The sequence below is a fragment of the Sodalis sp. RH15 genome (genome assembly GCF_047324255.1).
In the GTDB taxonomy this organism is placed as follows: Bacteria; Pseudomonadota; Gammaproteobacteria; order Enterobacterales; family Enterobacteriaceae; genus Acerihabitans; species Acerihabitans ligni.
Window position 1 is genome coordinate 4,444,907 of sequence record NZ_CP178738.1, and the last position, 13,558, is coordinate 4,458,464.

The window sequence follows — 13,558 nt, forward strand, 5'->3', positions numbered from 1 at the left end:
AACGCAGCGTCGTCTGCCAAAACATCACTACCGGTTCGGCTAAAACCATCGCGCCGTTCCGGTAATAAACGCTTTTGTCAGCGCTTTCGGCGCGCCGCTGACAGATTCACGGCCTACCCTGACGGTACCTCCATACTTCCTCCATATTTACCGGCCCATTTCTGACTAAAATAACTATAGGAATTTCCCTTTTCGCAGGGACATGCGATCCTTGTGCCCTGCTCGCATGACGTGAAGGTAAAGATATCAATGAAGGGTAAACGCATTGGACGCTTACTTGGCTTAACAGTAGTGCTATTGATTATTGTCATTGGCGCCGTGGTGGTCTGGCGTCATTTCCATCAGCCGTCCATACCCGCGACGGCGGAAGGCGGACGCCATCACGGCGGCGAACGGCAACACGCCGCCCAACAGGGCGGCGGACGGCGTCAGCAGCAGGCTTTGCCGCCGGTTCAGGCGGCGCAGGCGCAGCAAAAGTCAGTGCCCTATTATCTCTCCGGCCTGGGCACGGTTACCGCCGCCGCAACCGTGACGGTGCGCAGCCGCGTGGACGGCCAGCTTATGGCGCTGCATTTTGACGAAGGGCAGTGGGTGAAGGCCGGAACCTTGCTGGCGGAAATCGATCCCCGGCCGTTCGACGTGGCGTTGCAGCAGGCCAGGGGGCAGTTGGCCAAAGATCAGGCCACCCTCGCCAACGCGCGGCAGGACTTGACCCGCTACCGGAATCTGGTGAAAACCAGTATGGTCTCCCGCCAGCAGATGGATACCCAGCAATCCACGGTGAATGAATATGAAGGCCAGATCCAGGTAGACCAAGGGGCGGTGGCCAGCGCCGAGCTGCAGCTGGCTTACAGCCGCATTACCGCGCCTATCGACGGACGCGTGGGTCTGCGACAGGTGGATGTGGGCAATTATATTACCAGCGCCGATACCACCGGCATTGTGATAATAACCCAAACCCGGCCCATCGACGTGGTGTTCACTCTGCCAGAAAACGATATCCCTACGGTTATCAAGGGGCAAAAAAACGGCGTACTGCCGGCACAAGCCTGGGATCGCACCAATAAGCAAAAGCTCACCGACGGTAAATTACTGAGCCTGGATAACCAGATTGATACCGCCACCGGCACGGTGAAACTGAAAGCGCGTTTCGACAATACCGACGACAGCCTGTTCCCCAATCAATTCGTCAATATACGGATGAAAGTGGATACCCTGCAAAATGCGGTGGTGGTTCCTCCCGCCGCGGTGCAAATGAATAACGACGGGCATTTCGTTTGGGTGTTGAATGATGATAATCAGGTCAGCCAGCATCGCGTCACCACCGGTATGGAGGACAGCCGGCAGGTGGTGATTACCGCCGGACTGGAAGCGGGACAGCGGGTGGTTACCGACGGCATCGATCGCCTGACCGAAGGCGCCAAAGTTGAAGTGGTATCCCCGGTCAATACGGAAACATCCCCGGTTTATATACCGAAACACCGGGGAGAAAAGTCCTGATGGAGGTTTTGCCCAGCCACAACGGCGGTCCCTCAAGGCTGTTTATACTCCGGCCGGTGGCCACTACGCTGCTCATGATAGCCATTCTGCTGGCCGGCATCATCGGCTATCGGACGCTGCCGGTATCGGCGCTGCCGGAAGTGGATTACCCCACCATCCAGGTGGTGACTTTGTACCCCGGCGCCAGTCCGGATGTCGTAACCTCCGCCATCACCGCGCCGCTGGAGCGCCAGTTCGGCCAGATGTCGGGACTGCAGCAGATGTCATCCCGAAGCTCCGGCGGCGCGTCGGTCATCGTCCTGCAATTCCAGCTGTCGCTGCCGCTGGACGTGGCCGAACAGGAAGTGCAGGCGGCAATCAATAACGCCACCAACCTGCTGCCGTCCGATTTGCCCAATCCGCCGGTGTACAGCAAGGTCAACCCGGCCGACCCGCCCATCATGACCCTGGCGGTCACCTCCACCTCCATGTCGATGATCCAGGTGGAAGACATGGTGGAAACCCGGGTGGCGCAAAAGATTTCCCAGGTTACCGGCGTCGGCCTGGTGTCCATATCCGGCGGGCAGCGTCCGGCGGTACGGGTAAAGCTGAACGCCCAGGCGCTGGCGGCCTATGGCCTGGACAGTGAAACGGTGCGCACCGCCATCGCGGACGCTAACGTCAACACGCCCAAAGGCAGTCTGGACGGGCCTGAGCGGTCGGTGACCCTGTCCGCCAACGATCAGATGAAATCCGCCGATGATTACCGCCGGCTGATTATCAGCTGGCAGAACGGCGCCCCGGTCAGGTTAGGGGATGTGGCCACCATCGAACAGGGAGCGGAAAACGTCTATCTGGGCGCCTGGGCCAATCGCCAGCCGGCCATCGTAATGAATATCCAGCGTCAGCCCGGCGCCAACGTCATCACCACCGCCGACAATATCCGCGCTTTATTGCCGGCCCTTACCGCCAGCCTGCCCAAATCCGTTACCGTATCGCTGCTGGCGGATCGTACCGTCAATATCCGCGCATCGGTCAGCGACGTACAGTTTGAACTGCTGCTGTCCATTGCCCTGGTGGTCATGGTGATCTACCTGTTTTTGCGCAACGCCGCGGCAACGGTGATCCCGGCGGTGGCCGTGCCGCTCTCCCTGGTGGGCACCTTTGCGGTGATGTATATGCTGGGCTTCTCCATCAATAACCTGACGCTGATGGCGCTCACCATTGCCACCGGGTTTGTGGTGGATGACGCCATCGTGGTAATTGAAAATATCTCCCGCTACATCGAACAGGGGGAAAAGCCCCTGGCGGCGGCGCTGAAAGGCGCCGGGGAAATCGGATTTACCATTATTTCATTAACGGTGTCCCTGATCGCGGTACTGATTCCGCTGCTCTTCATGGGCGATATCGTCGGCCGGCTGTTCCGGGAATTCGCCGTCACCCTGGCCATCGCCATCCTGATTTCCGCCGTGGTGTCGCTGACGCTGACGCCGATGATGTGCGCTCGCATGCTGAGCTACGAATCGCTGCGCAGGCAGAATCGGTTTACCCGCGCCAGCGAGCGGCTGTTTGAACGGGTGGTGGCCGGTTACGGCCGCTCCCTGGAAAAGGTGCTTCGCCATCCCTGGCAAACGCTGGTGGTGGCCCTGAGCATGCTGGCCCTGACGATTTTGCTCTATCTGTTCATTCCGAAAGGCTTCTTTCCCACCCAGGACAACGGCGTCATCCAGGGAACGGTCCAGGCCGCGCAGAGCGTTTCGTTCAGCAACATGGCCCGGCGCCAGCAGGCCGTGGTATCCACCATCATGCGCGACCCGGCGGTTGAAAGCGTCTCTTCCCTTATCGGCGTGGACGGCACCAACGCCACGCTGAACAGCGGCCGGCTGCAGATCAATCTCAAACCCCTGGGACAGCGGGCCGATCGTGTGGATGTGGTTATCTCCAGGCTGCAGCGGGCCGTCGACGGATTAACCGGCATCCGGCTCTATTTGCAGCCGATACAGGATCTCACCATTGATACCCAGCTCAGCTATACCCAATATCAGTTTACCCTCCAGTCCCTGTCCCTGGAGGATTTGAATAAATGGGTGCCGCGACTGCTGGAACGCCTGCAGGCCCTGCCGCAGCTAAGGGATGTGGGCAGCGATTTGCAGGACCAGGGCCTGGAAGCCTATATCAGGGTGGATCGCGACAGCGCCAGCCGCCTGGGCATCAGCATGACGGATGTGGACAATGCCTTGTACAACGCGTTCGGCCAGCGATTGATTTCAACGATTTACACCCAGGCCAGCCAGTACCGGGTGGTGCTGCAACATGACACCGACGCCAGCCCCGGCCTGGCGGCGCTGGCGGATATCCGCCTGAAAGGCAGCGATGGCAATATTGTCCCCTTGAGCGCCATCACCAGCGTGCAGCAGCGCCTGGGGCCGCTGTCGATAAACCATCAGGAGCAGTTCCCTTCCGCCACCGTCTCGTTCAACCTGGCGCCGGGCTACTCGCTGGGAGAAGCGGTATCCGCCATCAAACAGGCCGAGCAGTCGCTGGAGCTCCCCGCCACCATCAGCACCCGCTTCCAGGGCAGCACCATGGCGTTCCAAGCGGCGCTGAACAGCACCGTCTGGCTGATTGTGGCGGCCATCGTGGCGGTTTATATCGTGCTCGGGGTGCTGTATGAAAGCTTTATCCACCCGGTTACCATCCTCTCCACCCTGCCCACCGCCGGGGTGGGCGCACTGCTGGCGCTGATTATCTCCGGCCACGAACTGGACGTCATCGCCATCATCGGCATTATCCTCCTGATCGGTATCGTCAAAAAGAACGCCATCATGATGATAGACTTCGCGCTGGCCGCCGAGCGGGAAAAGGGCATGACGCCTTACGATGCCATCTATCAAGCCAGTTTGCTGCGCTTCCGGCCGATTCTGATGACCACCCTGGCGGCGCTGTTCGGCGCCCTGCCGCTGATGTTCAGCACCGGGGTCGGCGCCGAGCTGCGCCGTCCGCTGGGGATCTGCATGGTGGGCGGCCTGGTGGTCAGCCAGGTGCTGACGCTGTTTACCACGCCGGTGATTTATCTGCTGTTTGATCGCCTGTCGCGCAACCGCCCCCAGGTGGAAGAAACGCCGGAGTCGGTATGAAATTTCTCGCCCTGTTCATCTACCGCCCGGTGGCCACGTTATTGCTGATGCTGGCCATTGCGTTATGCGGCGTGCTGGGTTTCAGGCTATTGCCGGTGGCGCCGCTGCCCCAGGTGGATTTTCCGGTGATTGTGGTATCGGCCTCGCTGCCGGGCGCTTCCCCCGATACCATGGCCTCCTCGGTGGCCACGCCGCTGGAGCGGGCGCTGGGCCATGTGGCCGGGGTGAACGAAATGACCTCCAACAGCACCCTTGGCTCGACCCGCGTTATTCTGCAATTCGATCTGGATCGTGATATCAACGGCGCCGCACGCGACGTGCAGGCGGCCATCAACGCCGCGCAGAACCTGCTGCCAAGCGGCATGCCCGGCCGGCCGCAGTACCGTAAGGTCAATCCCTCCGACGCCCCCATCATGATCCTGACCCTCACCTCGGATACCTACAGCCAGGGTCAATTGTATGATATCGCCTCCACCGAGCTGGCGCAGAACATCTCGCAGATGGAGGGCGTCGGCGATGTCACGGTGGGCGGGGGTTCGCTGCCGGCGGTGCGGGTGGAGCTAAATCCTTTGGCGCTGTTCAACCAGGGGGTTACCCTTGACCAGGTGCGCGACGCCATTAGCCAGGCCAACGTCCGGCTCCCGCAGGGGGTGGTGGAAGACCGGCAGTCCCGCTGGCAAATCCGCACCAACGATGCCCTGCATACCGCCAAGGAGTATCAGCCGCTTATCGTGCATTACAGCGACAATAGCGCCGTGCGGCTGCAGGATGTGGCCCAGGTGAAAGACTCCGTGCAGGACGTGCGCAACGCCGGCATGGCCGGCGGCAAGCCGGCGATATTGATTGCCATCCAGCGTTCGCCGGATGCCAATATCATCTCGACGGTGAAAACCATCCGCGACTCACTGCCCGCGCTGCGGGCCTCCATTCCCGCCGGTATCGATCTGGCCGTCGCCCAGGACAGATCCCCCACCATCCGCGCGTCCCTGGCGGAAGTGGAACAATCATTGGTAATAGCGGTGGTGCTGGTTGTCCTGGTGGTGCTGCTGTTCCTGCGCTCCTGGCGCGCCACGCTGATACCGGCGCTGGCGGTGCCGGTATCGCTGATCGGAACCTTCGCCGCCATGTACCTGTGCGGTTTCAGCCTGAATAATATTTCGCTGATGGCGCTGACCATCGCCACCGGTTTTGTGGTGGACGACGCCATTGTGGTGATGGAAAATATCACCCGCCACGTGGAAAACGGCATAAAGCCTCTGTCGGCGGCGCTGCTGGGGGTGCGGGAAGTGGGGTTCACCGTCTTGTCCATGAGCCTATCGCTGATTGCGGTATTTATTCCCCTGTTATTGATGGGCGGCTTACCGGGCCGGCTGTTTCGGGAATTTGCCGTGACCCTGTCCGTGGCCATCGCCATTTCCCTGGCGGTATCGCTGACGCTGACGCCTATGCTGTGCGCCCGGTTATTGCGCAGCCGTCCCCACGCCGCGGCCCGCCGCTACAGTTTCGCCGCTTTGCTGCAAGCCTTGCAGCTGCGCTATGCCCGCTCGCTGCAATGGGTACTGACCCACGCCCGCTGGGTATTGCTGCTGTTTATCGCCACCCTGGCGCTGAATATCTGGCTCTATATCGCCATACCCAAAACCTTTTTGCCGGAGCAGGACACCGGCCGGGTGCTGGGTTTTATCCAGGCCGACCAGAGCATATCGTTCCAGGCCATGCGCGGCAAGCTGCAGGATTTCATGCGCATCGTCCGAGAGGATCCGGCGGTGGACAACGTTACCGGTTATACCGGCGGTTCGCGCACCAACAGCGGCTCGATGTATATTTCACTGAAACCGCTGTCCGAACGCAAGGACAGCGCGCAGCAGATTATCGACCGCCTGCGGCTCAAGCTGGCGAAAGAGCCCGGCGCCAGCCTGTTCCTCATGGCGGTGCAGGACGTCCGTATCGGCGGGCGCCAGGCCAACGCCAGCTATCAATACAGTTTACTGGCCGACAATATCGAGGATTTGCGCGAATGGGAGCCGAAAGTGCGTCAAGCGCTGATGGCGCTGCCGCAGTTGGCGGATATCAGCTCCGACCAGCAGGATAAGGGCTCGGAGCTGGATCTGGTTTACGATCGCGATGTGCTGGCGCGGCTGGGGCTGTCAGTCTCCGATGTGAACAATCTGCTGAACAACGCCTTCGGCCAGCGGCAGATCTCCACCATTTATCAACCCCTCAATCAATATAAGGTGGTGATGGAAGTGGCCTCTCCCTATACACAGGACCCTAGTACGCTGGAACATATGTTTTTGAATAACAGCGAAGGCCAGCCGATTCCCCTGTCGTCCTTCGCCCATTGGCAGCCGGCCAATGCGCCGCTGGCGGTGAACCATCAGGGACTGTCCGCCTCGTCCACCATCGCCTTCAATCTGCCGGACGGCGTGGCGCTGTCGGACGCGACGGCGGCCATCGAGCGGACCATGACGCAGCTGGGCGTGCCCCCCAGCGTGCGCGGCGGTTTTTCCGGCACCGCCCAGGCTTACGAGCAGAGCGAGCAAACCCAGCTGCTGCTGATTCTGGCGGCGGTGGCGACGGTCTATATTGTCCTCGGCATTCTGTATGAAAGCTATGTCCACCCGCTGACCATACTGTCGACGCTGCCCTCGGCCGGAATCGGCGCATTGCTGGCCCTGGAGCTTTTTAACGCGCCGTTCAGTTTAATCGCCCTGATAGGCATTCTGCTGCTGATAGGCATTGTGAAGAAAAACGCCATCATGATGGTGGATTTCGCCCTCACCGCCCAACGGCAAAGCGGCATCAGCGCCCATGACGCCATTTTCCAGGCCTGCCAGCTGCGCTTTAGGCCCATCATCATGACCACGCTGGCCGCGCTGTTCGGCGCGCTGCCGCTGGTTCTGAGCCGGGGCGACGGCGCTGAGCTGCGCGAGCCCCTGGGCATTACCATTGTCGGCGGATTAATCGTCAGCCAGCTGATGACGCTGTATACCACCCCCGTCATTTACCTGTTTTTCGATAAATTACGGATCAAGCGCCGTACGGTTCCTCATTTCTCAACCCCCAAAGAAGAGTAACGATCGCATGAGATGGCATCCTTTCCAACACCACGTAGCGACCGCCGATCCCCGCCCTTCCGCGTCGGTACACTGGCAACTTTGGACAGTCGCGTTCGGCTTTTTTATGCAGACGCTGGACACCACCATCGTCAATACCGCCCTGCCCTCCATGGCGAAAAGCCTGCATGAAAACCCGCTGCATATGCATTCGGTAATCGTCTCTTATGTGCTGACGGTGGCCATGATGCTGCCGGCCAGCGGCTGGCTGGCGGACCGTTTCGGGGTCAAAAAGGTCTTCTTCAGCGCGATTTTACTGTTTACCCTGGGGTCGCTGCTGTGCGCCCGTTCCTCCACCCTGCATGAACTGGAGATTTCCCGGGTTATCCAGGGTATCGGCGGGGCGATGATGGTGCCGGTGGGGCGTCTGACGGTGATGAAAATCGTGCCCCGATCCCAGTATATGGCGGCGATGGCCTTTGTCACCATGCCCGGGCAGGTCGGCCCGCTGCTGGGACCGGCCCTGGGCGGTTTTCTGGTGGAATATGCCAGCTGGCATTGGATATTTTTGATCAACCTACCGGTGGGCGCCGTCGGCGCGGTGATAACCTGGCTGCTGATGCCCAATTATACCATGCAGACCCGCGGCTTCGATTTTTTCGGGTTTGTGCTGCTGGCGGTGGGCATGGCCACCCTGACCCTTGCCCTGGGTGGGAGCCGGAGCCTGGAGCTCGGCCCGCGGTATATCGCCCTGCTGGCGGTGGTGGGCGTTCTGGCGCTGCTGGGCTACTGGCTGCACGCCAGACGTAACGAAGACGCCCTGTTCAATCTCAAGCTGTTTGAAACCCCCACCTTCTCTCTGGGTCTGCTGGGCAGCCTGCTGGGGAGAATCGGTAGCGGGATGCTGCCGTTCATGACGCCGCTGTTTTTACAGTTGGGAGTGGGTTTCGCCCCGTTTCACGCGGGTCTGATGATGATTCCCATGGTGATAGGCAGCATGGGCACCAAGCGCATGATCGTGCAGATCGTTAACCGCTTCGGTTACCGTGCCGTGCTGACCGGGGCGACGCTGGCGCTGGCGGCCGTCAACCTGGTTTTCCCGCTGGTGGCGCTGATGGGCTGGATTTATGCCATACCGGTGGTGCTGTTTTTCCAGGGCGTGGTTAACGCCATGCGTTTTACCTCCATGAACACCTTAACGCTGAAAGATTTGCCGGACACCCTGGCCAGCGGCGGCAACAGCTTGTTGTCCATGGTCATGCAGCTGTCCATGAGCCTGGGAGTCACCACCGCGGGGATTCTGCTTGGCCTGTTTGTCGCCTCGCACGCTCCCTCCACCAGCCCCGCCAATATGCACGGGGTGTTTATCGCCACCTACCTCTGTATGGCGGTGGTTATCGCCCTGCCGGCGCTGGTTTTTCTCAGGGTACCGCCGGATACCGTGAAAAATGCCGTACTGACGGAACAGGAAGACAAAAGCTAACGAGGTCATCATGAAATTCGGCGTTACCGCTAAATTGTTCCTTGCTATTTTCGCCACGTGCATGCTGGTGGTGATCACTATGCATTGGGGCGTAAGGCTGAGTTTCGAACGGGGCTTTATCGATTATATCAAACGCACCAATAACCAGCGGATTGCGCTGTTGGACAATGCCTTGACCGAGCAATATCAATTGCACGGCAACTGGGGTTTCCTGCGCAATAATGAGCGGTTCGTCTACCAATTGCTGCGTTCGTTTGAACAAAACCCCGATGAGGGGAGAAATTATCCCCCCCACGGCCTGCGCACCCAAATCTGGGTAGTTGACGGGGAATTGCACAAGCTGGTGGGTCCCGACGGCCCCCTGCCCGACGAAGGACCGCGCCTGCCCATTACCGTCAACGATGAAGTGGTGGGCTGGGTGATGTCGACCCCGGTGGAGCGGCTGACGCGGGAGGCGGATATCAGTTTTGACAAACAGCAGCAGCGCACCAGCTGGCTGATTGTCGCCCTGGCCGGCCTGTTGGCGGCAGCGGTGGCCTGGCTCACCGCCCGCGGTCTGCTGGCGCCCGTCAAACGGTTGGTAAAGGGCACCCACCAGTTGGCCGCCGGCAACTTTTCCGCCCGCGTCATGGCCGATACCCAGGATGAACTGGGGCGATTGGCCAGCGATTTTAATCAGTTGGCGGCATCGCTGGAAAAAAATGACGCCATGCGGCGGGAATTCATGGCCGACATCTCACATGAATTACGCACTCCGCTGGCGATATTGCGCGGCGAACTGGAAGCGCTGCAGGACGGCGTCAGAAAACCTACCGCCGACTCCCTGTCCTCGCTCCAGGGAGAGGTGTTGATCCTGACGAAGCTGGTGGACGATTTGCACCAATTATCACTGTCGGATTCGGGGGCTCTGGCCTACCGCAAAAGCCGGGTCGACGTCATACATCTTCTGCAGATTGCCGTGGCGGCCTGCCGGGAAAGGTTTAGTCTCAAGGGGCTGGATATTTCCCTGTCGCTGCCCGAACAGGCCTTGGTATTCGGCGATCCGGACCGCTTGACCCAACTGTTCCATAACCTGCTGGAAAACAGCCTGCGTTATACCGACCCGCCGGGACGACTGGTTATCAACGGTCTTATCCAGGGTGATTCACTGACCCTGCGCTGGCAAGACAGCGCGCCGGGGGTGGCGGAGTCGCAGCTATCGCAGATTTTCGAACGTTTTTACCGCGCCGAAGGCTCGCGCAATCGCTCCAGCGGCGGATCCGGCCTGGGGCTGCCCATTTGCCAAAACATTGTTGAGGCCCACGGCGGCAATCTGAGCGCAGCACATTCAACTTTAGGCGGCCTGCAAATAGCGGTAGTATTACCTCTGGATTCCAGAACGGCCAGGATCTTATGACTGAACATGACGCCCAACCGTTGACCATTTTAATTGTGGAAGATGAGCCCAAACTGGGACAGCTGCTGGTGGATTACCTGCAGGCGGCCGATTTTCACACCCACTGGCTGACCCGCGGCGATAAGGTGGTGGATTATCTGCACCAGTCGCCGCCGGCGCTGATATTGCTGGATCTTATGCTGCCCGGCCGCGACGGCCTCTCCCTGTGCCGCGATATCCGGCATTTTTCCGATGTACCCATTGTCATGATGACCGCAAAAACCGAAGAAATCGATCGGCTTCTGGGGCTTGAGATCGGCGCGGATGATTACATCTGCAAACCCTATAGCCCGCGGGAAGTGGTGGCCCGGGTTAAGGCCATTATCCGCCGCAGCTACCGCCCCCCTGCCGCGTTACCCGCCCCCAGTCCATTGCTGATTGATGAAAACAGGTTCAAAGCCAGCTACCGCGCCATGCCGCTGGACTTGACCCCGGCGGAATTCCGGCTGCTGAAAATCCTGGCCAGCGAACCGGGCAAGGTTTTTTCGCGGGAAACCCTGCTCAACCAGTTGTACGATGATTATCGCGTGGTCACCGACCGCACCATTGACAGCCATATCAAAAACTTGCGCCGCAAGCTTGAAAGCCTGACGGAAGATGTCCCCTTCATACGTGCGGTTTACGGTATGGGATACCGTTGGGAAGCAGAGCCCTGTGAACTAATTTAACCGATTCAGCCACGGTATATTGTCGGACTTCTCCTATACTGATAAGTGAACGCAAGTGCGTTCAGGCGGTTTAAAAGGAGGCCCGCTATGGCTACCGTGCATTATGAGCTGCAAAAAGTAAGGAACGGACACTATCTTTTCAAACTAAAAGGAAAAAATGGTGAAATCATTCTTGCCAGCGAAACGTTTTGCAGCAAAGCGTCCGCGGAGAATGCCATCACCTTCGCCCGCTATAACGCTCCGGACGAACACAATTACGAGCTTAAAAAGAGCACCGACGAGCACCCCTATTTTATATTACGGGGCAAAAATGAACAGATTCTCGGATTAGGCGGCCCCTACAGCAGCGAATCCGATGCTCGCCTAGGTATCAAAGCGGCCATGGAATGCGCCGCCACGGAAGAGATTATGGATTTGACTCATTGAGGGTATTTTGACGTTATGAGCATAGCTTCGCCGGGGCTCTCCTTGTGACTCCGGCGATATAACCTCCGTCTGCCGTTGTACTCTCTCGCCTCATCAGCGGAAAAACGCCCGGAAAGCTCAAGATCAGGGCGGTCAATGCATTTTTTGCTGATTTTTTCCCCTTCCGGGTCTAAAATCGCGTCCTTCCCACAGACGCCCGGTCTTTCACCGGGCGCCGGGCAAACTGACTTGACATCAGACGAGATTAGACATGTTTATTCCGGAACTCCTCTCCCCCGCCGGCTCATTGAAAAATATGCGCTACGCGTTTGCCTATGGCGCCGACGCCGTGTATGCCGGCCAGCCGCGCTACAGCCTGCGGGTGCGCAATAATGAATTTAACCACGAGAACCTGGCCATCGGCATCGCTGAAGCCCATAGCCTGGGGAAACAATTTTACGTTGTGGTAAATATCGCGCCCCATAACGCCAAACTGAAGACCTTTATCCGCGATCTGCAGCCGGTGGTGGCGATGGGCCCCGATGCGCTGATCATGTCCGATCCCGGCCTTATCATGATGGTGCGCCAGGCTTTTCCGGCAATGCCTATCCACCTGTCGGTGCAGGCTAACGCGGTAAACTGGGCAACGGTGAAATTCTGGCGGCAGGCCGGTCTAACTCGGGTGATCCTGTCTCGTGAACTGTCATTGGAAGAGATTGCTGAAATACGCCGGGAAGTGCCGGATATCGAACTGGAAGTGTTTGTCCACGGCGCGCTGTGCATGGCTTATTCCGGCCGCTGCCTGCTGTCCGGTTATATCAATAAACGGGATCCGAACCAGGGCGCCTGCACCAACGCCTGCCGCTGGGAATATAACGTCCGGGAAGGCAAGGAAGATGATATCGGCAATATTGTCCATCAATATGAGCCCATTCCGGTCACCGCCGTCGAGCCTACCCTTGGCATCGGCGCTCCCACCGACAAGGTCTTCATGCTGGAAGAAAAGCAGCGTCCCGGAGAGTACATGACCGCCTTCGAGGATGAGCACGGAACCTACATCATGAACTCGAAAGATCTGCGGGCCATCGCCCATGTGGAACGGCTGACGGCGATGGGGGTGCATTCGCTGAAGATCGAGGGCCGCACCAAATCCTTCTATTATTGCGCCCGGACCGCCCAGGTCTATCGCCGGGCGATTGATGATGCGGCCGCCGGCAAACCCTTTGACCCGACACTGCTGCGCACCCTTGAAGGCCTGGCGCATCGCGGCTACACCGAAGGTTTTCTTCGCCGCCATGTCCATGAGGACCAGCAAAATTACGATTACGGTTATTCGGTATCCGACACTCAGCAGTTCGTGGGAGAATTTACCGGCCACCGCCGCGACGGCCTGGCGGAAGTGGCGGTGAAAAATAAATTCTCCCTGGGGGACAGCGTCGAATTGATGACCCCCCAGGGCAATATCACGTTTACCCTCGAACAGATTACCGATATTAAAGGAAACGCCGCCCAGGTTGCTCCCGGCAACGGCCATACCGTCTATTTACCGGTGCCTGAAGCGCTGGATATCCGTTTCGCACTGCTGCTGAGGAACCTGGACGGCACCACCACCCGCGATCCGCACGGTAAATCCGCTGCCCTGCCGCTTAAGGATCGTGAAATATCCGGAAGTTAGAATTGTGTCACAATACGCCTAGCTGGCAACGCGTATGATGCGCTTGCTGAAACCAAACGGATAATAACGACCCAGCTACACCAGGAACCACCTCTTTCGCCAGCTCATCCTCCCTTGAGCTGGCTTTTTATTTTGCATTGCCGTTCCTTTACGGTTTTGACCCGCCCGCGGCAAAACGCGTTTTGTTCCTCGACTTTCCCGACGCCGACGTTAGTATCTA

General features: G+C 59.0%; 8 protein-coding genes. All 8 read left to right on the forward strand.

The genetic code is table 11. The annotated features are described in order from the left end of the window. Positions 1 to 243: 243 nt before the first annotated feature. A complete protein-coding gene (locus tag ACL2XO_RS20200) occupies positions 244 to 1,500 on the forward strand; it encodes an MdtA/MuxA family multidrug efflux RND transporter periplasmic adaptor subunit (RefSeq protein ID WP_413726989.1) in 1,257 nt (418 codons plus the stop codon). Then, the gene (locus ACL2XO_RS20205) at positions 1,500 to 4,616 is read left to right on the forward strand and encodes an MdtB/MuxB family multidrug efflux RND transporter permease subunit (protein ID WP_413741365.1); all 3,117 of its coding nucleotides are present in this window, start codon (positions 1,500 to 1,502) and stop codon (positions 4,614 to 4,616) included. Before ACL2XO_RS20200 ends, ACL2XO_RS20205 begins: the two co-directional genes overlap by 1 nt. Next, entirely contained in the window at positions 4,613 to 7,693 is a 3,081-nt protein-coding gene (gene mdtC, locus ACL2XO_RS20210) for a multidrug efflux RND transporter permease subunit MdtC (RefSeq protein WP_413741366.1), read from the forward strand. Before ACL2XO_RS20205 ends, mdtC begins: the two co-directional genes overlap by 4 nt. Positions 7,694 to 7,700: 7 nt before the next feature. Next, positions 7,701 to 9,155 carry a multidrug transporter subunit MdtD gene (mdtD, locus tag ACL2XO_RS20215; protein ID WP_132926922.1) on the forward strand — a complete coding sequence of 485 codons (1,455 nt, stop codon included), beginning with the start codon at positions 7,701 to 7,703 and terminating at the stop codon, positions 9,153 to 9,155. Between the two features lie 10 nt (positions 9,156 to 9,165). Continuing rightward, on the forward strand, positions 9,166 to 10,551 hold the full coding sequence (gene baeS / locus ACL2XO_RS20220; protein WP_413725206.1) for a two-component system sensor histidine kinase BaeS: 1,386 nt from the start codon (positions 9,166 to 9,168) through the stop codon (positions 10,549 to 10,551). Continuing rightward, positions 10,548 to 11,258, forward strand: coding sequence for a two-component system response regulator BaeR (gene baeR, locus ACL2XO_RS20225; protein WP_413725207.1), 711 nt, complete (start codon positions 10,548 to 10,550; stop codon positions 11,256 to 11,258). Before baeS ends, baeR begins: the two co-directional genes overlap by 4 nt. Positions 11,259 to 11,345: 87 nt before the next feature. Continuing rightward, entirely contained in the window at positions 11,346 to 11,684 is a 339-nt protein-coding gene (locus tag ACL2XO_RS20230; RefSeq protein ID WP_132926916.1) for a YegP family protein, read from the forward strand. Positions 11,685 to 11,934: 250 nt separating this feature from the next. Further along, positions 11,935 to 13,338 (forward strand): tRNA 5-hydroxyuridine modification protein YegQ, encoded by a 1,404-nt coding sequence (yegQ, locus tag ACL2XO_RS20235; RefSeq protein ID WP_132926905.1) that lies wholly within the window; start codon positions 11,935 to 11,937, stop codon positions 13,336 to 13,338. Positions 13,339 to 13,558 lie beyond the last annotated feature (220 nt).